The organism is Sphingobium sp. TomTYG72, assembly GCF_055394715.1.
The window spans coordinates 1,218,876-1,239,922 of record NZ_AP027336.1 but is presented as its reverse complement, the minus strand read 5'-3'; the positions used below and the strand labels follow the sequence as shown (position 1 = coordinate 1,239,922).

20 protein-coding genes, 1 tRNA gene and 1 riboswitch are annotated in these 21,047 nt (G+C 58.3%); of the genes, 12 read left to right on the top strand and 9 right to left on the bottom strand.

Features of this window, described 5'->3' with window-relative positions:
- The first annotated feature begins 84 nt into the window (after nt 1–84).
- A complete protein-coding gene (locus ACZ5U1_RS06290; protein WP_464779841.1) occupies nt 85–528 on the top strand; it encodes a DUF805 domain-containing protein in 444 nt (147 codons plus the stop codon).
- A 49-nt stretch (nt 529–577) separates the two neighbouring features.
- Here the strand turns inward: ACZ5U1_RS06290 and ACZ5U1_RS06285 are convergent, their stop codons facing one another.
- On the bottom strand, nt 578–961 hold the full coding sequence (locus tag ACZ5U1_RS06285) for a hypothetical protein (RefSeq protein ID WP_464779840.1): 384 nt from the start codon (nt 959–961) through the stop codon (nt 578–580).
- 169 nt (nt 962–1,130) lie between these two features.
- On the opposite strand from ACZ5U1_RS06285, the gene ACZ5U1_RS06280 reads away from it, so the two are divergent.
- The 5 genes from ACZ5U1_RS06280 to queA all read left to right on the top strand — a co-directional run bounded on the left by ACZ5U1_RS06280 (nt 1,131) and on the right by queA (nt 4,778).
- Complete coding sequence (locus tag ACZ5U1_RS06280) at nt 1,131–1,391, top strand: exodeoxyribonuclease VII small subunit (RefSeq protein ID WP_196224044.1); 261 nt, start codon at nt 1,131–1,133, stop codon at nt 1,389–1,391.
- Between the two features lie 11 nt (nt 1,392–1,402).
- A complete protein-coding gene (locus ACZ5U1_RS06275; protein ID WP_464779839.1) occupies nt 1,403–2,311 on the top strand; it encodes a polyprenyl synthetase family protein in 909 nt (302 codons plus the stop codon).
- A gap of 3 nt (nt 2,312–2,314) precedes the next feature.
- On the top strand, nt 2,315–2,827 hold the full coding sequence (coaD, locus tag ACZ5U1_RS06270) for a pantetheine-phosphate adenylyltransferase (RefSeq protein ID WP_196224042.1): 513 nt from the start codon (nt 2,315–2,317) through the stop codon (nt 2,825–2,827).
- Nucleotides 2,828–2,921: 94 nt separating this feature from the next.
- Entirely contained in the window at nt 2,922–3,680 is a 759-nt protein-coding gene (locus tag ACZ5U1_RS06265; RefSeq protein WP_464779838.1) for a peptidylprolyl isomerase, read from the top strand.
- Between the two features lie 69 nt (nt 3,681–3,749).
- Entirely contained in the window at nt 3,750–4,778 is a 1,029-nt protein-coding gene (gene queA, locus ACZ5U1_RS06260; protein WP_464779837.1) for a tRNA preQ1(34) S-adenosylmethionine ribosyltransferase-isomerase QueA, read from the top strand.
- 14 nt (nt 4,779–4,792) lie between these two features.
- Here queA and ACZ5U1_RS06255 read toward each other — a convergent pair whose 3' ends face one another.
- Both ACZ5U1_RS06255 and ACZ5U1_RS06250 read right to left on the bottom strand, forming a co-directional pair.
- Entirely contained in the window at nt 4,793–5,131 is a 339-nt protein-coding gene (locus ACZ5U1_RS06255) for a DMT family protein (RefSeq protein ID WP_464779836.1), read from the bottom strand.
- A 198-nt stretch (nt 5,132–5,329) separates the two neighbouring features.
- Nucleotides 5,330–6,247 carry a DUF2171 domain-containing protein gene (locus ACZ5U1_RS06250; protein ID WP_464779981.1) on the bottom strand — a complete coding sequence of 306 codons (918 nt, stop codon included), beginning with the start codon at nt 6,245–6,247 and terminating at the stop codon, nt 5,330–5,332.
- Nucleotides 6,248–6,446: 199 nt separating this feature from the next.
- On the opposite strand from ACZ5U1_RS06250, the gene ACZ5U1_RS06245 reads away from it, so the two are divergent.
- A tRNA-Ala gene (locus tag ACZ5U1_RS06245) sits at nt 6,447–6,522 on the top strand.
- A 98-nt stretch (nt 6,523–6,620) separates the two neighbouring features.
- Nucleotides 6,621–8,432, top strand: a complete 1,812-nt coding sequence (locus ACZ5U1_RS06240; RefSeq protein ID WP_464779835.1) for a site-specific integrase — start codon at nt 6,621–6,623, stop codon at nt 8,430–8,432.
- A gap of 54 nt (nt 8,433–8,486) precedes the next feature.
- Here ACZ5U1_RS06240 and ACZ5U1_RS06235 read toward each other — a convergent pair whose 3' ends face one another.
- Nucleotides 8,487–8,954 (bottom strand): hypothetical protein, encoded by a 468-nt coding sequence (locus ACZ5U1_RS06235; RefSeq protein WP_464779834.1) that lies wholly within the window; start codon nt 8,952–8,954, stop codon nt 8,487–8,489.
- A gap of 231 nt (nt 8,955–9,185) precedes the next feature.
- On the opposite strand from ACZ5U1_RS06235, the gene ACZ5U1_RS06230 reads away from it, so the two are divergent.
- Both ACZ5U1_RS06230 and ACZ5U1_RS06225 read left to right on the top strand, forming a co-directional pair.
- Nucleotides 9,186–11,345, top strand: coding sequence for a DEAD/DEAH box helicase (locus tag ACZ5U1_RS06230; protein ID WP_464779833.1), 2,160 nt, complete (start codon nt 9,186–9,188; stop codon nt 11,343–11,345).
- 23 nt (nt 11,346–11,368) lie between these two features.
- Entirely contained in the window at nt 11,369–12,022 is a 654-nt protein-coding gene (locus tag ACZ5U1_RS06225) for a DUF2290 domain-containing protein (protein WP_464779832.1), read from the top strand.
- 33 nt (nt 12,023–12,055) lie between these two features.
- Here ACZ5U1_RS06225 and tcmP read toward each other — a convergent pair whose 3' ends face one another.
- The 4 genes from tcmP to ACZ5U1_RS06205 all read right to left on the bottom strand — a co-directional run bounded on the left by tcmP (nt 12,056) and on the right by ACZ5U1_RS06205 (nt 17,646).
- Nucleotides 12,056–12,949, bottom strand: coding sequence for a three-Cys-motif partner protein TcmP (gene tcmP / locus ACZ5U1_RS06220; RefSeq protein ID WP_464779831.1), 894 nt, complete (start codon nt 12,947–12,949; stop codon nt 12,056–12,058).
- Entirely contained in the window at nt 12,946–13,770 is an 825-nt protein-coding gene (locus tag ACZ5U1_RS06215; protein WP_464779830.1) for a DUF5131 family protein, read from the bottom strand. Before ACZ5U1_RS06215 ends, tcmP begins: the two co-directional genes overlap by 4 nt.
- Before the next feature lie 251 nt (nt 13,771–14,021).
- A complete protein-coding gene (locus ACZ5U1_RS06210) occupies nt 14,022–15,434 on the bottom strand; it encodes a PepSY domain-containing protein (protein WP_464779829.1) in 1,413 nt (470 codons plus the stop codon).
- A gap of 67 nt (nt 15,435–15,501) precedes the next feature.
- Nucleotides 15,502–17,646, bottom strand: a complete 2,145-nt coding sequence (locus tag ACZ5U1_RS06205) for a TonB-dependent receptor (protein WP_464779828.1) — start codon at nt 17,644–17,646, stop codon at nt 15,502–15,504.
- Between the two features lie 177 nt (nt 17,647–17,823).
- Nucleotides 17,824–18,067, bottom strand: a riboswitch (cobalamin riboswitch).
- A gap of 241 nt (nt 18,068–18,308) precedes the next feature.
- On the opposite strand from ACZ5U1_RS06205, the gene ACZ5U1_RS06200 reads away from it, so the two are divergent.
- Complete coding sequence (locus tag ACZ5U1_RS06200) at nt 18,309–18,833, top strand: recombinase family protein (protein ID WP_464779980.1); 525 nt, start codon at nt 18,309–18,311, stop codon at nt 18,831–18,833.
- A 570-nt stretch (nt 18,834–19,403) separates the two neighbouring features.
- A complete protein-coding gene (locus ACZ5U1_RS06195) occupies nt 19,404–20,693 on the top strand; it encodes a hypothetical protein (protein WP_464779827.1) in 1,290 nt (429 codons plus the stop codon).
- A gap of 9 nt (nt 20,694–20,702) precedes the next feature.
- Here ACZ5U1_RS06195 and ACZ5U1_RS06190 read toward each other — a convergent pair whose 3' ends face one another.
- Nucleotides 20,703–20,939 carry a helix-turn-helix domain-containing protein gene (locus ACZ5U1_RS06190; protein ID WP_464779826.1) on the bottom strand — a complete coding sequence of 79 codons (237 nt, stop codon included), beginning with the start codon at nt 20,937–20,939 and terminating at the stop codon, nt 20,703–20,705.
- Nucleotides 20,940–21,047: the final 108 nt, after the last annotated feature.

The following is a 21,047-nucleotide window of genomic DNA, read 5'->3' as shown; positions in this document are numbered from 1 at the left end:
GGCGGATAGACAATCCTCGTGCGGCTGAAGTCGGGAAAACATGCTATTTATATGCGTTGGATCACCGATCGGAGGAGGGGAAATATGGAATGGATGTTGTTGCCGCTGCGTCGCTACGCCCGTTTTTCCGGCCGTGCCCGGCCAAAGGAATATTGGATGTTCATCCTCTTCCTCCTGCTTTGCTTCATCGCGATCAGCATTGTCGAAGGACTGCTGGGCCTAAGCACCACAGAACATTGGGTGCGCCGGGGTCCCTGGTCGTTCAATACCGGCTATCACACGCGGGGAGGGCCGCTCACCGGCCTGTTCGGCCTTGCCATCCTGATCCCCTGGCTCGCAGTAGCGGTGCGGCGGTTGCATGACACGGATCGGAGCGGTTTCTGGCTGCTGATCATTTTCTTCCCGCTGATCGGAAGCCTGGTTCTGCTGGTCTTCTTCATCATGAGCGGGACGCGCGGTCCCAACCGCTTTGGTCCCGACCCCGTCGAGGTTGGTGAACCCGAACTGGTCGGCCGGATAGGAAAATAAAAAAGGCCGGGCTGTTGAGCCCGGCCCGTGAAAGACATGGAAATGTTGATCAGGCTTTGCAGCTAAGGCCGCTTTTGCCCGGAAGGGCAGCGGTGATCTGCTTGCCGCTGCCATCGACCGAATAGCCGCCTTCGGCGGTGAAGGGCTTGCCAGCTTCGGGGGCGACGAGCTTAGTCGGCGCGCCGTTCTTTTCGGTGCGCAGGTTCGCGGTCTTGTCGTCGCTCAGGAAGTCGATGAAAATGAGGCTGTTATCCTTGCAGCGATACTGACGGCTGACCTTTACTGAAGGGGGCAGTTGGACAGGTGCGGCATTCGCGAGCTGTTGAGCCATCGGATCGGCAGGGCCGCCGACGACTTCGGGTTCATCATTTTTGTTGCAAGCGGAGAGCATGCTGAGAGCAACGGCGGAAATCAGGGGGAGATAATATTTCATAGCGGTCCTTCTATGTGCACTTGCTGGCGCGAGCGTCAACGCAAAACTGCCAAAATCCCTCAAGCTTTGCGCGAGCTTCGATGACGCTTTTCTTACAAGCAGGCCCGGAATCCGCCTTACGTCGCGGTGCAGGCTTGACCGGGCCACCGGGGCTCGCCAATGCAGATGCATGGCCGAAGACAGCAAGACAGAGCCGGGCGATTTGTCCCAATTGTCGTTTGAGGATGCGCTGCGGGCGCTGGAGTCGATCGTTCGTCGGCTGGAAAGCGGTGATGTGCCGCTCGACGAGTCGATCTCGCTCTATGCGCAGGGTGAAGAACTGCGCAAACGCTGCCTTGAACGCTTGCAGGCGGCGGAGGCCCGCATCCAGAAATTGACCATCGACCCCAGCGGCGCCGTCACGGGCGCCCAGCCTTTCGGCGCGGATTGAGCGCCGTGGCCATGGAGGGGCTGACCTCCGGTTCAGCGGTGGTAACCATTCGGGCGGCTGCCGTCGCCGCAGGCATTGATCGCGCGTTCGACGTGCTGCTGACCGTCCCGGATGATCCGCGCGCGCGCCTTTATGAGGCCATGCGCCATGCGGCCATAGGCGGCGGCAAGAGATTGCGTCCCCTGTTGGTGCAAGCAGCAGGCGAGTTGTTCAACATCTCCCGGGATTCGCTGCTTCGCGTCGGGATGGCTGTCGAATGCATCCATGTCTACTCGCTGGTTCATGACGACCTCCCGGCGATGGATGATGACGACATGCGCCGGGGCAAGCCGACCATCCACAAGGCCTTCGATGAGGCGACGGCGATTCTGGCCGGTGACTGCCTTCACGATCTGGCCTTTGAAATATTGGCCGATGAAGAAACGCATCCGGACCCCTTCGTGCGGGTGGAGCTGGTAAAGGCCCTCGCACTGTCCAGCGGTCCCGCGGGCATGGCGGGCGGACAGATGATGGATCTGGAGGCGGAAGGCACCAGCTTCGACCTTGTCACCGTAACGCGCCTGCAACAGCTCAAGACCGGGGCGCTCATCGCCTTTTGCGTCGACGCGGCCGCAATCATGGCGCGCATTCCGGCCGATGCTCGCACCAGCCTTCATGGCTATGCGCGTGACATTGGTTTGGCTTTCCAGATTGCCGACGATCTGCTGGACGTTGAAGGTGACGCAGACCTGGCGGGCAAGGCGCTGGGAAAGGATGCGGCGGCGGGCAAGGAAACCTTCGTTTCCCTGCTGGGCGTGGAGCGCGCGCGGGAGCAGGCGCGCTTGCTGGTGGATCAGGCCAAGGCGCATCTTCATGGGTTCGGCGGGGAGGCCGATCTGCTGCGATCGATCGCAGACTATATCGTGGAAAGGGACCGGTAAGGCATGAGCAGGCAGCGGGTGGGGGTCTATCCCGGCACGTTCGACCCGATCACTTTGGGTCACATGGACATTATTCGCCGAGGAGCAAAGCTGGTCGACAAGCTGGTGATCGGCGTGACCACCAACATTTCCAAATCGCCCATGTTCTCCGATGAAGAGCGTTTGGAGATGGTGCGCCGCGAATGCGCCGACATCGACACGGAGATCGTTGTCACTGGATTCAATTCGTTGCTGATGGACTTCGCCGAATCGCAGGGCGCCAGCGTCATCATCCGTGGCCTGCGCGCCGTTGCCGACTTCGAATATGAATATCAGATGGCGGGAATGAACCAGCAGATAAACCCGCGCGTCGAAACGGTCTTCCTCATGGCCGACGTCTCGCTTCAGCCGATCGCATCGCGGCTGGTCAAGGAAATCGCGCTTTACGGCGGTCCGATTCACAAGTTCGTAAGCCCCGCCACATGCCAGCAGGTGGTGGCGCGGGTCGGTGAGATTGGAAAGAAAGGCGACCAATAAGGGCCGCTCAGCCTTCGTTCAGTTGCCAATCGCGAAGAGCGCGTTATCAGAGCAGCTTCGCCACCAGGCTTTAGATATTAGGGAAAGCTCATCCATGCGGTTCAGTTCGGCGTTCAAGACCGTGGCGATCACTATCGCTCTCTATGCGTCGGGCGGCGTGGCGCTGGCCCAGGGGGGCGGAGGCGCCAATGCCGAAGAGGCAAAAAGAGCCGAGGCGGCCGCGCGGGCCGAGCAGAATGCCAAGTCGATGGGACAGGACCCCAGCGCGAAACTGCCACCTGCTACGGTTCCGGTGGACCCGCAGGACGTCTGGGATCTCGACCTGTCGAGCGGCGGTCGCGTCCGCATCCAGCTGCGTCCGGACATCGCTCCCCAGCATGTGGAACGTATCAAGCAGCTTACGCGCCAGGGCTTTTACAACGGCCTGAAATTCCATCGCGTGATCCCCGGCTTCATGGCGCAAGGCGGCGACCCGAAGAATGACGGAACCGGTGGATCATCGCTTCCCGACTTGCAGGCGGAATTCAACCCGATGCCGCATCTGCGCGGCACTGTGTCGATGGCCCGCGCGCAGGATGAAAATAGCGCCAACAGCCAGTTCTTCATCCTGTTCCTGCCTCGCATGCAGCTGGACAAGAAATATACGGTGTTCGGTCGCGTGATCGAAGGCATGCAATATGTCGATGCCATCACGCCGGGCGAGCCGCCCGCAAACCCGACCACGATCCTGCAGGCATCGATTGAAAGCGACGGGAAGCCGCCGGTCATGGCGCTTCCCACGCCGCCCGCGCCTTCCATTATCGCGCCTGCACCCGCGCCGGTGAAGAAAGCGTCATCACAGAAGAAGCGATAAGTCGCACCTGAAGTGGATCATGCCGATCTCGCATCGGCATGATGGCCGTGCCTTGAGGACAGCGCCCGCATGCGCGTAGATCTTTTCGATTTCGAATTGCCGCCTGAAAGCATCGCGCTAAGGCCCGCGTCGCCACGCGATGCGGCGCGCCTGCTGTTGGTCGATGGCGAAAAGCCTTTCGAAGATCACACAGTCCGGGATTTGCCCGCCTTGCTGCGCGCCGGTGATGTGTTGGTGTTCAACGATACCAAGGTTATCCCCGCTCAATTGGAGGGCATTCGGGGGCAGGCGAAGGTCGGCGCCACGCTCCATAAGCGCCTTGGCCTGCGCCAATGGCAGGCGTTCCTTCGCAATGCCAAGCGGGTGCGCGAGGGTGACCAGATAGATTTCGGTGCAGGCGTCACGGCTTTGGCGGGCGCGCGCGATGACGATGGCGGGGTGACACTGACCTTCGAGGGGGATGAGCCTGTCGAGGTGCTGCTGGAGCGGGCGGGGCGCATGCCATTGCCACCCTATATTGCCAGCAAGCGGCCAACGGATGCCCGCGACCGCAGCGATTATCAGACCATGTTCGCTCGCGAGGACGGGGCGGTGGCGGCTCCGACGGCTGCTCTGCACTTTACGCCTGCGTTGGTGTCGGCGCTTGCTGAGGCGGGTGTCATGTCGGAAACGCTGACGCTTCATGTGGGGGCGGGTACTTTTCTGCCGGTGAAGGCGGAGGATACCGACGATCACCGCATGCATGCGGAGTGGGGCCGGATCGAGCAAGCCGCCGCTGACCGGCTGAACGCTGCCCGAAAGGCTGGCGGCCGCCTGATAGCTGTTGGCACGACCAGCCTGCGCCTGCTTGAGAGCGCCTGCGGGGAAGATGGAGTGATCCGCCCGTTCGCGGACGAGACACGCATTTTCATCACGCCCGGCTACCGCTTCCGTGCCGTGGAAGGCCTCATGACCAACTTCCATCTGCCGCGATCGACCTTGTTTATGCTGGTAAGTGCCCTGATGGGGCGGGAGCGCATGCAGGCGGCTTATGCTCATGCCATAGAAAGCGGCTACCGCTTTTACTCCTATGGGGACTCGTCGCTTCTTCTGCCTTAGCTCGCAGATCCGCTTTAGGAGCGCCCTACGAACAGAAAGCCGACCGCCGCCATTATGCACAGGAAGGCGGCCGCGTGACGCCAATGGAGTGGTTCCCCCAGAACCGTCACCATGAAGCCGCCGAAGACGATCAGGGCGATTGCTTCCTGCGCGATCTTCAACTGACCTGGGCTCCAGCCGCTGGCGAACCCAATGCGATTTGCGGGTACGGCGAAACAATATTCGACGAGCGCGATGCCCCAACTGATCAGGATGACCAGCAGGATCGGCTTTCCCATCCCGCTCTTCAGGTGCCAGTACCAGGCTATGGTCATGAAGAGATTGGAAATGACCAACAGCAATATGGTTGGCATGAAAGGGCCTCGTAACGCATGGAGATTGCGCTCTGGCATTGCTTGAGGCCCAAGGGCAAGGGCGCGAGCGAACTTAATCATCCTCCCTTCATGCCGGACGCATTAAAGGCGGGACCGGCTCACCGCAGTGGGGAAAAGGAAGTGGACAAACAAAGGGTCCGGACATCCGCCGGACCCCTTGCCTATTTTTGTATTCGATTAGCGATTGCGTTCCGTATCGCGCGAATTGACGCCGCCAGCATTCCAGCCGCTCTGTTCGCGCCCTTCGCCAAAGAGAGCATTCTGCTCCCGTTCGGTTCGCCACGCATTGTGCGCTTCATCGGCCGTCTTTTCCAGCGTCACCCTTTGATCGTCCACCGACCTGATCCAGGACGAGGGGATGGAGTGATGCATGCCGCCGGCATCCTGATCGTTCTTCGCCAGTATGATGCGATCGCCACTTAACCGATCGACCGTTCCGACATGTGCGCCATCGCTTCCGACGACTTCCATATGCTCGCGAACCTGTTGCGCTGCCTGGCGCTGTTCAGTGCGCCGGGTCCGCCAGCTGCCGAATTCAGTGTTGAAGCGATCGCGATTTTCCCGCTGATATTCGGCATAGTCGCGGTCCAGTTCATCAAGCCGCTGCTGACGCCACGCATAATAATTGGCGTCATGATGTTCGCCATAGTCATGCGTGGGGCCAAAGGCGCGCACGCGATTGCCATGATCTTCGCTGCCATAGCCGCTGCGTTCGCCCGTATAGGGTGCATAGCCGCGGTTAGGCAGATACTGGTTGCTGCGCGATGCCGAAGCAAAGCCGATGCGACTGCTTTCGTCCCGGGGGTCGCCATAGGGGCGATTATAATATTCGTCATATTCCCGGCGTCGTTCCGCTTCCTCGTCGCCGAACCAGCTGCGGATTTCATCTCCAGCACGGTCGAAGAAGCCGCGTTCTTCCGGATCATAATGCTCTGGTGACCGCCGTGAGTCCGGCCCGCTGAACTGACCCCGTGTCCCGTAGCGATAGCTACGATCGTCGCGCCAGTCACGCTGTCCGCGATGCCGGTCGGTTCCGCGATCCCAGTCGCTGCGCGCCCTGTCATCGCCATAGCGACGTCCGCCTTGATAGCCCATCATCCTTCTCCTTGACTGCTGTTGCGACGGCCTAAAGCCGTTGCATCACCAATGAGCAGCAGGGCGCATCGTTCCGGATGTTACGGGGTGGTAACGTCCCTCAACCGCACCATCTTGCCGATGTCGCCATGGAGCCCGAGCTTTTGCGAAAAAGCCCGTTGCAAGGGAATTGCTGCTCGCTTATAGGCAGCGCTCCTTCGGGGCCGTAGCTCAGCTGGGAGAGCGCGTCGTTCGCAATGACGAGGTCAGGGGTTCGATCCCCCTCGGCTCCACCAATTTTCCCAAAACCTGCGGATTTCTGCCAATTGGCGGAAATCTGCGGCTTTTCTTGCCTCTTTGCTACACCGATGTGTAACACAGGGTCATGGAAGACATGCCAAAACCGCCATACGTCGTTGAACGTGCGGGCAGCCGAAATCTCTATTATCGCAGGCGCTTCCCCGATGACGTAGCCGCGCATCTGGGCCGGGCAGATTACAACAAGTCACTAGGGGTGTCCGCATGGAAAGATGCCGGAGAACCCGCGCGCCAGCATGAGCGCAAATATCATCTCGCGGTTCAAGCCGTGCAGCGCGAAATCCGTGAGACGCAGGACCGGATCAGCCATTCAGCGGCGAACGAGCAGGGAATTATCGTCCGGTCGCGCATTTCTGCTCCGGTTCGGCCGAGCGATCCCTCTCTGCCCTTGCTGACCGATCTGGATGCCCGGCGACTGGCGCGAGATTACCTGTTGGCAGCACGGTCAGAATTGGACGCCTTGCCTCCCGATGACGCGGTGGATGTCCAGCGCCGAGATGACTATGTGATGGAGATCGAAGACCGCATCGCAATGTTTCGGTCTTCGGAAGATGCTGGAACGATGCGGCTTGTTCAGTCGGTCGAAGCTGATCTGCTGAGCAAAGCCGGTATCCGCGCTGATTTCCTTTCGCCGGAGGCGCAGTTGCTTCGGGAGCTAGTCCGTCGCGCTGCCTTGCAGATCGCCCAGATGGAGCGTCGCCACTTGGACGGAGATTACTCCAAGGGTTTCGATGACATTGCGTTTCTGGAGCCTATTTCGGCCTCTCCCGTCTATGCGTCTTCGCTTCCCGCGCGGCACGGACCTACCTTCGGCGAGGTGCAGCAAGCCTATCTGGACGCCCTCTTCCGCAAAGGGCAGTCTGAGAAGACGAAAGACCGCTATCGCGCTGAAATGAAGCATATCTTGGCGTTTTTCGGTACGGAGACCCCATTGGCGGCGTTGACCAAGGCGGCTTGCGAGGGCTTCGCCGGAGTTATCGACAAGCTGCCTCCCAACTTTGAGGATTTGATCCGAGGTGGAGCCGATCTTCGTTCTATCGCTGCAAGCCGATCCCCGGACAGTCCGGTGCTGTCGTATGCGACCCAAGAGAAATATCTGAGCCAGCTATCACGCTTCTGCGGTTGGGCCAGCGGGCATGACTATATCGCGAAAAACTATGCGGACGGTTTGATGCCAAATGGCAAGAAGCCAGACGGCTCGGTTGCGAAGATGCCGTTTGAGGAGGATGAACTACAACGCATCTTCCGGCGGCCGATCTATACTGGCTGCCGCAATGATCGCCACGGTTTCAGCGAACCGGGAGATGCCATCATCCGTCGCGCCCGCTATTGGGCACCCGTAATCGGCCTCTTTTCGGGCCTTCGCTGCGGCGAAATCTTGCAGTTAACGCCATCGCACTTCCGCGTCTCTGACGCAGGCACGCCCTTCATCGTTTTGACGAAGGATATGAAGCTAAAAAACAAGAACGCTGAGCGAGAAATCCCCGTTCATCCTACGCTGGTAGAGATTGGCTTGCTGAACTGGGTAGGGCGGCGGCGTAGTCGGGCCGAGGAAACCTTGTTCCCAGAGGTGCCGATCAACAAATATGGCGATGCCAGTTCATGCTTCGCCAAATGGTATCGGAGTGACCTCCAGCATTTCGGGTTGGGGGACCGCAGACCCTTGCTGTCATTCCACTCATTCCGCCATACCTTCAAGCGCGCCTTGGACCGGGCCGATGTGCCGGAAGAGAAAAAGGACGAATTGTGCGGCTGGACGCGCGGCAAGAAAATTGGGCGGCGTTACGGCAGCGGCCTCGATGCTGACGTGTTGGCAGAGGCCGTCAGAAAAGTATCATACAGTGTCGATCTTGATCATCTGCGGGCGCACAGTTCCTTTGTGGACTGAGCGCCTCCAAAGCGCCCTAAGCCTGCTGCAATTTGTTGCAAGCGGTCGGCCTGCTCAGAGGATGCCGAAATATCTCTGGAGAGATTGGTGAGTGATGGGGCTGACGGCAAATTTGCCATGGGGATCGTCGACACCAAGCCATTTATTCCATCCGAGAAAATAAGCGCCACTGTCGCGGGTCATTGCTCTCGTCCGGCGCGTGGTTGCGGACTGAAACTGTCGCACGTTAATTCCGGCTTCGCGCAAAAGGCGAGCCTCGATGACCGGCCCATGTTGCGCGATTATCCGGGCACCAGCCCGGACCTGATCAGACAAACCCTCCATCCATTTCCCCATGCGCTTGAATGTAATGTCCTCAAGGTCGGAGGTGTGAATGTCGTTATACGCATCGCCATAATCCGGTGCCGGAAAGGGCGCGCGGCTTGGCATGTTGCCAACGACATCCCCTAGCCGCCGCAAAATTTCATCACGCGTGCTGTCGCTGAACGCGGCGAGGTCGTCAGCCGTAAGAACGATCATCATTTTGGTGCCTATTAAGATGTGTGGGCGGTGGGACGGGCGCTGTGTGGCGCTCATCTAGCGAAGCGTCAGTCTCAGTTGTGATGGCTCAACAAGTTTATACCCCTTCCATCGGTACAAGCCCGGCATCGACGAACAAGCGGAGTTTGCGTGCTGACGTTGGCCGATTGATGCGATAACAGCAACTGGCTAACGTGCGGGCTTCGGCTCTGGCGGGCTTGGAGTTTGAGGTACATGGACGACATTCTTCCCGATTTTGATCGCGACCTTGACGTTATATTCGGGGAATTTCGTGACCGTGAGGTGGTGCAAGCGTTTGTTCAATCCGTGCGGGCAGGCGCGTTCACTGGAACTTTGTACATCGGTTACCCGGTTCTCACGGTCGACGATGATCGAATTGAGTTCGACGCGGTTTTGGTGTCGCGCGACAGAGGGGTGGTCATATTCGATCTCTACTCGTTCGACGGTGGTACGCCGACGCAAGCTGCTGCTATCCCAGAAGAGGTGATCACCCGCCAAGAGCAGCAGCACGCGGCTCTGTTCAACAAATTGAACTCGTTTAAGGAGCTGCGGAGAGGGCGGCAACTGATCGTCGATCTGCTCACCGTTTCGATCCACCCCTTGGCCGACACCTTTGTGGAGGATGACGAAAGCCATCTCGTCGGGCTTGATCGCCTAAGCGAGCTGCCGGTGCTAGAGGAGAGTGAGCGGCTTGACGATGAAGCTGTTCAGCATCTGAACGCGGCCGTTCAGCGTATATCTAATTTGCGCCCCAAGAAAAAGCGTGAGAACGTCGTAAAGGAAAACTCCAAAGGAGCTGCGATCAAAGAGATTGAGCGTCAAATTGCTAACCTTGACCTCTGGCAAAAGCGTGGTTCTATCGAATATGTTGATGGACCGCAGCGTATTCGGGGATTGGCAGGATCAGGGAAGACGGTGGTTTTAGCTTTGAAAGCTGCCTACTTGCACGTCAAACGCCCTGACTGGAATATCGTAGTGACGTTCAATACAAGGTCTTTGTATCAGCAATTTGAAGCCTTGATTAACCGCTTCGTCTTTGCACAAATAAATGAAGAACCGGACTGGTCTAAGCTTCATATTATGCACGCGTGGGGCGGGTCGGATAGAAGCGGTGTCTATCGAGAAGCGGTTTCACGCGCTGGATCACCTTACCGTGACTTCGGAACTGCTGCTCGTGTCTTCGGTTATGAGGAGGCCTTCGATGGTGCTTGCAAAGAAACCTTGGCCGCCTTCGGGGATGCTGAACCTGCCATATACGACATGATGCTAATCGACGAAGCACAAGACCTCCCAACATCATTCTTTCGTATGGCGTACCGTTTAGTAAAAGCGCCCAAAAGGATAGTTTGGGCATATGATGACCTTCAAAACTTGGGGGATGTTCACATGCCGTCCGAAGCCGAATTGTTCGGCTACGACGCCAAACATAAGCCGCTGGTCACTTTGCGGAATGAAGTCGATCAGCCGCAGCAGGACATCGTGCTGCCGCGCTGCTACCGAAACCCTCCTTGGACGTTGGTCGCAGCCCATGGGCTGGGCTTTGGCTTAAAACGCCAACCGCTCGTGCAGATTTTTCCTGATCCGAAGTTGTGGGTGAGGCTTGGCTACTCCGTCACTGATGGGGAGCTAACATATGATCATCAAGTAACAATGCAGCGTAATCCAAAGTCGGTGCCGGAATTTTTTTCTAAATATCTGTCTCCGGCTTCATCTCTTGAAGTTATAAACTTAGACAGTTCGGAAAAGCAGTATGTATGGGTGGCGAAAAAGATCGCTTCCCTTGTAGAGAAGGATGAACTGCAACATAGCGACATCATGATCGTTATTCCCGACGTGCGTCGCAACAAGACGATTGCAAGCAGGATTTTAAAGGCACTGAGGGCGGCGGGCTTGGAAGGCCATGTGCCGGGGCAGACCTCTTCTCGCGACGAACTTTTTCGCGAAGGTTCTATTGCAGTCACGCATATTCACCGAGCGAAGGGCAATGAAGCACCGGTCGTTTTCGTGGTCGATGCACAGTTCTGTGAAGCACCTTTCGGTGCGAAGAAGCGCCGCAACATCCTGTTCACAGCTATGACGAGATCGCGTGCGTGGACATATATAACGGGTAGCGGTGATAGCATGGCTCAAATAATCAGTGAGGTAGATGCAATACGAGCCGAAGGCTTCCAGCTATCATTTCATTACCCGACCCGTAAGGTAGCAGAGCAGTTGGCGGTTTCGTCGGATAGCAACTTTGACGATGCTCTGCCGATAGGAGATGATTTTGACGACCTGCGCGAGGCATTGCGTCGTGCTAAGTCCGTCCCTTGGGAGCAACTTCCTCTCGATTTGCGCACAGAATTGACGGAAGTTTACGGTCAGGGCACATGAGGCCAAGAGCTATTTGCGGGAAGATGAATGATTTCGTAGTTGATGGCTACGGAGCAGGGGCATTTCTCGCATTTCAAACCCATCTCTTAGAAGGACCAGAAGAACGTCAAATCTTTGGACCTGCGACCGTGCCTACAATGATTTCTCCGGGAGGTGTGGCGCTTCGAGAGTTCATCGGCATCCTCGACGAGGGGGCATATTCTGCGGTGTTTCACGATGGCGCGGTGGTAATCGTGCAATGCCGGTTTATAGGGGATATGCTCAGTTCGCATCGCTACTCATATATACCTTGTCCCGTAGATCAAAACCTACTCGACGCACGGCCCGACGAGATCACGCTTGCAGACTGGCTCCGGGATATGGCTACGGACCCGGTAAACGATGCATTTCGTAGTCGAGGCACATACCGCTTCGACTTCGTTCCCAATCCACCTGCCAATGCCGCTGATCCCCATCCGATTTCGCATCTGACATTTGGCTCGCCTGATTGCCGAGTTCCTGTGCGTGCGCCGCTGTCGCCTGCTTGCTTTTTCGACATATTGTTCAGAAATTTCTACCGGCCGTTTTTGCCGCTATGGGAGCCGGTTGCCCCGCATCTGAGGTGTCGGGGAACTGACGACACCATTACGGCTGCGGAGTTGTCCGTTCATCATCTGAGTTGGACCGAGGCCGCGTGAGCGTTACCGATCCAATTCATCCAACGTATTGCGTCATTCTTCTTCGAGCGCGCCCCACAGTTCCTCAAGGGACCCCTGCTGGGATGAACTTTCAATTTCTGGACGCCCAGAAATTTTCCTGTACGCCCGGATCATCAGTGGCGAAGCATCAGGATGATCGGTAGCGTGGATCATGTGATACATTGTTCTGCCGCCGCGTCGTGCACTGTGGATCGCGTAAGGATGGGCATAAGCATATCCCAGTTCGTCTTTGAACCGGGCGGCGACCATCTTTGCGCGTAGCACGCTCTCCATTCCTTGAAGCGAACGCCAATCAGCACGGCCCCACCAACGTTCTACCTTAGCGGCGGTTTCTTCGCGAGCTACAGCCGCGATTGAACGATCTACCCAGCCGGTGGCAAAGAAATAGAATAGCTCGATCTTGCGTCCAGTCTTCCGCCGAGCCAATTTTTGAACGGTCTCCCAAGAACATTCAAATGTACGCTGGTCGAGCAATGCAAAAGTTGCTGTCGTCTCTTTAATACGAGGAGATGCAAGCACCTCATCAACCGTCAAATTAAAATCTCCGGTCAGAACAGAAATCCGCCTACTTTTCGAGCGATGCTCAATTGCGAGTGCTTCGAGCCGACTTGTTCCCGATGGGTTTAGATCGCATAGCCAGAAATCCCGCATCCATTTCGGGTCATTCTCAAGGACTAACTTTGCAGACCACATTTCCGGGTGGTCACTCTCTTGTGGGGCAGCGAACCCGTCGATGTAGGTTCCATGGCGAGTGACCATGGTGAACAGTTTTAGATAGTCGCGGATAAGATGGGCTTTGCTTTGTGTCCACAGAGGGTGCCGAAGCGACTGGAAATTTCGCTCCGGTGCACCTGCTCGCGTGACCGGCAATTCCATTTCGGAAAAAAGAAGGGGATTAATGATCACGCCCTCCGTGCGTTAGGAAGACCGTCCCAAACTTCGCCGTCCAATATCCGCCCAGCTACCTTTTTTCCCAATCGCAACATCAAAGTGCCATCCGCTGCGTGATCGGCACGCGCCTTGGCTAGATTGATCCCTTGTCCAGGTGCCCAGTCCCCCCACTGCTTGAAATGGAAGGCTACATCAGCTTCCATGCACTGGTTCATCACATCTCTGAACCACGCAGGGCTTGAGGGGCGTGCCTTCGGGCCGCTTTCACCACCAGCTATAACCCAGTCCAAGCTCGTTCCTAACCAAGGGCGCAAATTCAGTGGGCCGAGTAGCGGTTCTGCTGAAATGAAGCGGACTGCCGCAGGCAGTTCGGCGAGATATGGAAGTCGTTCATCAGCCCATTCCTGATCTTCGACGGTCGTCCCAATCCATACGTTACCCGGCCAATGCAAGCCCCAAGGAACGGTGGCCGCAATTCGTTCAGGTCGCTTCGTGAGAAGCAGCCAATCCAGATGGGGCGTTCTCTCGATCAAAGACCAAAGCTTGACCCGCCATTCGTCGAGACCCGCCCTATCCTCGAACACATCCGCCATCGACGCGCAGAAAACTCGTCTGCGCTCGCCAGAGCGTTCTGCTTCCAAATTCCATTTCAATGGTTCGGACCAGTGTTTGTCTCCGAAGAACCGTCGTTCTGATTTCGGTCCCCACACATTTTGGCCCACCCGCTTGGACCATGCCTCGGCGTAGCAATGCTTACAGGCCGGAGAAACCTTAATGCAGCCCCACCACGGGTTGAACGTGTGATTGGTCCATTCAATCCGTGAGTTCTTAGCCATTCTTACTCCAAGCCCACCGCTGGCATCGTTTATCGCTTCAAATGCCTGATGTTCTGTGTTCGTTCAAGAGGTCCGCTTCAAACGTCTTGATCGGCAGTAAGGGCATAGGGAGTTCAATAGACCTTGCCCCCATGAGACATGCAGCCAATCCTCTCTGGCTGTCCCACATGGCCCTAAATCGCTCCAGTGAGGCATTGTCTCACATCATCCAGAGATCATTGATACGGCTCCTGCTTGAAGGGCGGCAAGGATCACACCTTCCGGGTCGGTGGCCCAGACAGAAATGAAGGATGCCATTGGTCGGGAGCTTGAGCCGCGCGTTTCGGCCCTGCTCCCCTCAAGCGGCGGAAGCCGATGACAACGCCGCTCAGCGAAATAACGGAGCCGAGCGTCAGCCATAGCCACATCCAGACGTCCCAAAGCGGCCGTTGTTGGATAAGCACCTCAAAATCCCAGCGATGCAGCCCATCGAACAGCCAGCGGTAGAGGCGGCGGCGAGCGTCCAAGTTTCGCAGCACCTCGCCTGTGCGGGGGCTGATATAGACCCAACTGCTATTCGCGTCGGCGAAGCGGAGGCGCAACACCGGCAATTCCACGTTCGCCTTGGCTTCATACCAGTAGGCATCGGATTTGGTGAGCCAGTCCACCGCTTCGATCCGAGCGCCGGGAACCAGCCGATGGGCGGCACGGATCAGGCGGCGAGGTTCAAACGTCACCGGCTTCAAGGTCCGGGCATCAAGGACCGCGTCCTGTCCGCTTGGCCGGGAGATGAGCAGCAACGGCGTGCCATCGGTCCAGATCATCCGCATCTGGCGCGCGCCCGCAGCCTGTGGTGCGCTGCCGACGAGTTGCCAGTCGAGCGTGGGCGGCGTCCCTGCTCCGGCATAAGCGGCGCGACCGGCATCGCTCAGACCTTTGCTGGCGAACCAACGGTTGGGATCGACGGAGAGCCAGCCGCTGACGATCCAAGCAATCAGCAACGTGCCACCAAACAGCCCCGTAACATGATGCCACTTTTGCCAGCCGCGATAGGGTGAAATCCGCCCGCCTTTGTAGCGGCGGCGCAGCCGCATACGCAGGATGCCGATCCACATGCCGCTGACCGCCCCGATGATGCCCACGCCGGATGTCCAGAGGATCACCTGCCGCCAAAGCGGCTGATCCTGACGCAGCACGGTCGGGTAAATCCAATGGGGAACCGATCCGAGCCAGTTCCAGAAACGCTCTGCCCGGTTCGTGTCGAGCACCACCGTTCCGGTGGTGGATGCGACGTAGAGGACCACCCCATCCGGCCGGTCGACCGTCACCTTCCACAAGGGTCGGTAGCGGTTGAACCCGCCACTAACCGTCCACTGGTCCCGCTCGATCAGATCGACGGCGGAGACAGGCGCTTTGCCGAACGCGGCGGCGATATCGCCTGCCCGGCGAGCCGTGACAGGAGCGATGGCGCGCCCGGTCACGGCCGAAGTCGCCCCATCGCCTATCCATACGGGGCCGCCTATTCCTTGCTGCATCAAGGCGTCGGCCTGAACAGCCCCATGGACCTGCTTCCAGTCGATGGGTGCCAATCCCGCCAGCCGCTCCTGCTGGGTCAGTGACGGGAAAGGCACATACATCATGACGATGCCCGATAGGAACCACATCGCCAGCAACAGGCATGTCACTATGCCCAGCCAGCGATGGGTGACATACAGCCATCGCTTACTGCGATGACGCCACCGGGCACGTCCATCAGAAATGAGCAGTCACCGAAACGTCGATGGAACGGGGACGGCCCAATATCCACTGCTCGTCATTATAGGTGGTGGTCGCATAATGTTTGTCGAAGAGATTATAGACCCGCAGGTTCGCGGCGAGGTTGGGGGTCAACGCATAGGTCAACCCCGCATCCACCACGGCATAGCCCGGCACCCGGTAGCTGTTGGCGTTGTCGGAGAAGGTCCGGCCGACATAGCGCAAACTGGCATTGGCGCGGAGCGCGTCGATGGGCGTCCAGTAGAGCGACAGGTTCGCCGCCACTTCGGGCACGTTGGGCGGTGTATTGCCGGTGTAGCTGGTGCCGCCACTGATGAAGTCGTCGAAATCCGCATCCAGCACCGTGCCGTTGGCATCAATGCCGAAGCGGTCGGTCAGTTGGAGCGTCAGTGATGCCTCGATACCCTTGGCGGATCGCTGGCCGATCTGCTCTATCGGGCTGGAAGGCGTGCGCTGCGCGACCAGCTTCTTCTTGACGATGCGATAGGCGGCTAATGTCGCGCTGCCCTTGCCGTCAAAAAACACGGCTTTGATGCCACCCTCGACCTGATCGCCCGTCGCGTTGGTGAAGGCGAACTGGGTCGCATTGGTGGTGAAGGTGGTCAGCGTGCCGAGCGGATCGACGCCGGTCGAATATTGCCCATAGAGCGAGATATTGGAGGTCGGCTGATAGACGCCGCCGATCCGCCATGTGGTATTGCGGAACTTCCGGTTGGTCGCGCCATTGGGGAAGGCATTGACCTCGCTGGTGCTGCCGTCCGGGTTATAGACGATGTTCCAGCGTTGCACCTTGTCGCGCTCGTGCCGGATGCCTGCTACTACCGAAAGCTGATCGGTCAACGCCAAGCGGTCTTCGGCAAAGAAGCTATATTCATTGGTGCGGCTGCGGTAGCGAGGCGCAATTCCCTGCGTGTCGTAGAACAGGCCGGGATCGAAGTCGAACGGATCAACCGCATCCTCTTGGCTGTCCGATCCAAAATCGTTGGAATAGGTGAGCTTGATGAGATTGGCGTCGAAACCGACGACCAGATCGTTTTTCAGGCCCGCAATCGGCTTGCTGATGCGGACGGTCGCCTGATCGCCATATTGGGTCTGGTCGTGGAAGATACCCAGATTGTCCATCCGGTCGATCTGGCCAGTGCCGCTATTGTAGAAATAGCTCTCCAGATTTTTGAACAGCCGCTTGCTGGTGAGGCGATAGGCGGCGTTGGAGAGGGTGATGCCTTCGGCCACCGTCCAGTCGGCGGTGAGCGTGGTGCGGTTGTCGCGGTAGTGCAGACTGGCGTTAGCGACATTATAGTTGCGCCGCCGATTGCCGTTCACCAGTTCGCCGTCGATCAGCGGCGTGCCGAAATATTCCATCGGCCGCTGATTGCCATAGTCGTTGCGCAGGGTGAGCGTGAAGCTGTCGCTGGGCCGGAAACGCAGCGCGCCGGAGAGGGCAAGGCTCTTGGAATTGCCACGGTCGACATAGCCGTCTGATGCCCGGTAGCTGACGTCGAGCCGGTAGGAAAGCATATCCCCAAGCGGCCCACCGACACCTGCTGCCGCGCGCCAGCTATCCTGCGATCCGTAGCCTGCTTCCGCGTCAAATTCCGTGCGTTCGGCATTGGGGGACTTGGTGATGATGTTCACCGCGCCGCCCAGTGCGCCCTGTCCGTAAAGGACGGAAGCGGGGCCGTTCAGCAACTCGATGCGCTCGACATTCCACGGGTCGGTGGGGAAGGTGATCGTGCCCGCGACCGGGAACAGCCGGACGCCATCAACCAGTTGCAGCACCGAACCTTGGCCGGAGAAGCCGCGCAGCGACAGGGCCGTGCCGCCATTGCCCGGATTGGCGGAGGTGGTGACGCCCGGCGCACGGGTGACCGCCGACATTATATCCAGATCGCCGCGAGCGCGGATCGCGTCACCATCAATCTGTGCGACGCTGGCTGGCGTTTCGAGAGCGGTCAGCCTCAAGCGCGATCCGGTCTCGGTTTCTTGGAGTAATGCGCCCGGCCGAACGCCCGATACGATGATTTCGGCTGAACTATCAGCGGCGGTTTCCGCGCTGGCCTGCTGCGTCGTGGTGGCGGCCAGCCCTGTGGCCAGCCAGTATCCTACATTCTTCCATTCCATTGCATGTCTTCCCGGCGTCACGCGACATTCGGGTGGAGACGTGCCGCCAACGACGGTCGGCACGCGTCAGCAGCCGGACGCCATGAAGCGACCGCCACGCGAACCGATGCGGCCTCCACCGCCCGTTCGTCGCTCAAACGGAAAGATACCGTGCCTTGGCCATCCCCTGGACCGGGCAAGAGCGACCAGACGCTGGCAGGTCTCCTGGCTCGCGGGTCATAGCTTGATGCACGGCCTTCCCAGACCTCGCAGGATTTAGCGTCCGGTCCAGTGGCTGCTCCCTCTCGCTTGAGAAGAAGCGATGTGCATTGCGCTCGCCGCTTACAGTTGCAGGGACAGCCCCGGATTTGGACGGCCGGGGCCATCCTCACCGCGTTCCCTTTTAAGCCTCTTTCGAGGCACCGGCGCGATCATGCTCGGAACGCCGTAAGGCGCGCCGAGCGGCGATCCCAATAACGGGCAGGCTATCACTCTGCAAGCGCCATCCTCACGGGGCCACTTTGCTGGCAAACCAAGCCGGGGCGGATGAACGCTTTTATCCGTATTGATCCAATAATACACTTCGAGCTGGTGTGCGCTGCGCCAGCAGGTAGGCTTTTTCCAGTTCAAGATAGGAGGAAGCATTGCTGGTAGGCTATTGTCGCAGCAGCACATCGGAGCAAGTGGCGGGACTAGAGGCGCAGGAGGCTCAACTCCTTGCAACGCGTTGCACACGAATTTTCCGTGAGATGGTGTCTTCGGTCGCGGCGCGGGAGCAACTGGGTGCGGCATTAGATTTCGTCCGCGAGGGCGACGTGTTCGTGGTTACGCGCCTCGACCGGCTCGCACGTTCCACTACCGACCTTCTGAGCATCGTCGGCAGATTGGAGGCAAAGGGCGTCGGCCTGCGTATCCTCGACTTCGGCGGCTCGGAGATGGACACAAAATCGCCTAGTGGGCGCATGTTGTTGACGATGTTCGCGGCCGTTGCTGAGTTCGAGCGCGCCGTGATGCTTTCGCGCCAAAAGGACGGGATCGCCAAAGCCAAAGCTGCGGGGAAGTATCGTGGCCGAGCGCCCACCGCTCGCGCAAAAGCGCAGCAGGTGCGTGCGATGAAAGATGCGGGCGCAGGTGCTTCGGAAATCGCCGCAACGCTGGGCATCGGTCGCGCCTCGGTTTATCGGGTACTAGCCGAGGGGGCGGCATGACCTTGCATCGTGGATGGTGTCGCACATGGTATAACGGCTGGTCCCCTAGTGAGCGGCAAGCAACGATACCAATCCAGCGCGACGCTTTCCGGCGCGGTCTGATTACCCGCCCGGCATCATGCTCGATATGCGGATTTGATCGACCCGCGACACCGGGGGAGATCACCATACACCTCGAAAATTACGCATCTCCGCTGAAGGGGTATGGGTGCTGCCGCCGATGCCATGGTGCAGTCCATGCTCGGTTCGTGCAGCCTGAGCGATGGGTGCGGCTCCTTGATCGGACTGGCCATGCTGGATGGGCGAGGAAGCTCACGTTGTGCCCTACATCCCAGTGGCAGCCATTTGCTGCCAGCTATCCGAACGGTCTTTAAGGCTGGTCTCGCGTGTTTGTGATTTCTTTCTGTGCCCGGCCATCTACAGAGAGGCGATAAGGTAATTTATAGGGAATACGGGATGGAAACTGATACTGGGACGAAAGTGATACGTGCCCGGCAACGCAGTCGAACCGCCCTTCGAGCCTTCTCCCTTCCTCTTTCTCCTCGCATAGACGAGGTTGGCGTTGACCGGATGCAAATCAACGTCACGGGGACTTGGCGCATCTCTGCTCCTAACACCCCCTTCAACTTTCCTACGCCTGTCACGCCCGAAGCCTATCGTGAACTTCTTTCCCAGCCTCATTGGCGAGAAGATTGGTTTCGGACGCCAGAGGCGCGGCGCGATGGCACAATGATCATCCGCACTCGGCAGGATGCGGCCTCGACACTTGGCGCGTTGAAGATTTTCGTTCGCGGCTTACTGGAAGGCGCTGGCTCATTTTCGGTTTCGCTTCATTGCAATCCAACACGAACGCTCGCCAGCCGGATTGCGGCATATATCGCGCCCGACAGTGCGAATTGCGACTTCATCACCTATTTGGAGCAAGCAAGCCCGTTCGGCTTTTTTGATCATTTCGGCGTGACGCCATCGCTCGACAATCAGGAAAACTGGTTGCCGGACATCGACCTTGGCACCGAGTTGCTCGGACCAGATATTTTTGGCCGATTTTTTCCGATCTTCGTTGATAAACTGATGCAGGTCATCGGCATGATCGTAGCGCCGTTTCCTACTGGTCTCGAAACTTCGGCGGATGGAACGGACGTCGAACTTCTCCACCGGCAATTTAGCGGAAGGCTAGAATGGGGCGCAGCACGCGTCCCCCAGATCGAGACCTATTTTGAGCGATACCATGCAAAGGCCCGTGAAGTGGTGCGTTCGAGTGCGCAGGCCATGCTGAACGGCCTGAGCGAAGCGCGCATCCGGCATCATCTCCAGCGAGTTAGCTGGGAACGATATGAAGATTTGTTTTCGATCCGAAGCGAATTGCCCGCTGAACGCGACCTGTCGGTTTATGCCAAGAGCGTTGACCGTCTGCGGTTTGAGATCACGCGACCCAAAAGAGGGCGTTACTCGCCGATGATCCTTGCTGCCCCAGCCGATAGGCTCATGCAAATTTTTCGCAGCGAGCGAGCCGACCTCAGAGAATGTTGTGATTGGGATCAGGTTGCCGCCTTGTTCGAGGAGCTTGATCGTCCAGCATTAAGTGACTTGATTTCGATGGTCAGTGCTATCGCAGAAGCGTGTGCTGCTGAGGGGACTTCGGCGCGCGTCGTTTACACCGCACTGTTGAGTAATGCGGGCTTGAAGAATGATTGTGTGCCAGAAGCGTCGCTTGATGTGCTGCGTCGGCTGGAGCGGGCTGGGATAATCGAGAAGAAGACGCTGCGGCATCGCCAAAAGCGAGGGCAACCGCGTTATGTCCTGCGGGGCGAATATATGGGAGTATTCTCCGCGATTTTGGACGCGCTCAACCCTGATTGATCGGGTCGCTCACTCGAACAATTCGCCCGGATGAACCCCAAGCGCCTTGGCCATGCGGCTGGCCACGCTGATCGTTGGGTTTCTTGTGCCCGTCCTTTCGAGGGACGAAACATAGGTGCGGTGGATACCGGCATCGTCTGCAAGCTGTTCTTGAGATTTTTCCTGCGCCCTCCGCAGCCTCCGCACGTTCGCCGCAAAGCGTTTGCAGACTTCCTGATCAGCCGTCTCGATCTCGTTAAGGTCCATCCGCCTTTTCGGCCATCAGGCAGCGCCGATTTCCACAGTCAGTAGAGTTCGTATTGAATACAATAGGATGCTTATTGATGATTTTTGTGCTCTAGCTGGGAGGACTTT

Excerpts from the sequence above, each read along its gene's own strand:
- ACZ5U1_RS06290 (WP_464779841.1), top strand. The coding sequence starts at position 85 with ATGGAATGGATGTTGTTGCCGCTGCGTCGCTACGCCCGTTTTTCCGGC.
- ACZ5U1_RS06285 (WP_464779840.1), bottom strand. The coding sequence starts at position 961 with ATGAAATATTATCTCCCCCTGATTTCCGCCGTTGCTCTCAGCATGCTC.
- ACZ5U1_RS06280 (WP_196224044.1), top strand. The coding sequence starts at position 1,131 with ATGGCCGAAGACAGCAAGACAGAGCCGGGCGATTTGTCCCAATTGTCG.
- ACZ5U1_RS06275 (WP_464779839.1), top strand. The coding sequence starts at position 1,403 with ATGGAGGGGCTGACCTCCGGTTCAGCGGTGGTAACCATTCGGGCGGCT.
- coaD (WP_196224042.1), top strand. The coding sequence starts at position 2,315 with ATGAGCAGGCAGCGGGTGGGGGTCTATCCCGGCACGTTCGACCCGATC.
- ACZ5U1_RS06265 (WP_464779838.1), top strand. The coding sequence starts at position 2,922 with ATGCGGTTCAGTTCGGCGTTCAAGACCGTGGCGATCACTATCGCTCTC.
- queA (WP_464779837.1), top strand. The coding sequence starts at position 3,750 with ATGCGCGTAGATCTTTTCGATTTCGAATTGCCGCCTGAAAGCATCGCG.
- ACZ5U1_RS06255 (WP_464779836.1), bottom strand. The coding sequence starts at position 5,131 with ATGCCAACCATATTGCTGTTGGTCATTTCCAATCTCTTCATGACCATA.
- ACZ5U1_RS06250 (WP_464779981.1), bottom strand. The coding sequence starts at position 6,247 with ATGGGCTATCAAGGCGGACGTCGCTATGGCGATGACAGGGCGCGCAGC.
- ACZ5U1_RS06240 (WP_464779835.1), top strand. The coding sequence starts at position 6,621 with ATGCCAAAACCGCCATACGTCGTTGAACGTGCGGGCAGCCGAAATCTC.
- ACZ5U1_RS06235 (WP_464779834.1), bottom strand. The coding sequence starts at position 8,954 with ATGATGATCGTTCTTACGGCTGACGACCTCGCCGCGTTCAGCGACAGC.
- ACZ5U1_RS06230 (WP_464779833.1), top strand. The coding sequence starts at position 9,186 with ATGGACGACATTCTTCCCGATTTTGATCGCGACCTTGACGTTATATTC.
- ACZ5U1_RS06225 (WP_464779832.1), top strand. The coding sequence starts at position 11,369 with ATGAATGATTTCGTAGTTGATGGCTACGGAGCAGGGGCATTTCTCGCA.
- ACZ5U1_RS06215 (WP_464779830.1), bottom strand. The coding sequence starts at position 13,770 with ATGGCTAAGAACTCACGGATTGAATGGACCAATCACACGTTCAACCCG.
- ACZ5U1_RS06205 (WP_464779828.1), bottom strand. The coding sequence starts at position 17,646 with ATGGAATGGAAGAATGTAGGATACTGGCTGGCCACAGGGCTGGCCGCC.
- ACZ5U1_RS06195 (WP_464779827.1), top strand. The coding sequence starts at position 19,404 with ATGCAAATCAACGTCACGGGGACTTGGCGCATCTCTGCTCCTAACACC.
- ACZ5U1_RS06190 (WP_464779826.1), bottom strand. The coding sequence starts at position 20,939 with ATGGACCTTAACGAGATCGAGACGGCTGATCAGGAAGTCTGCAAACGC.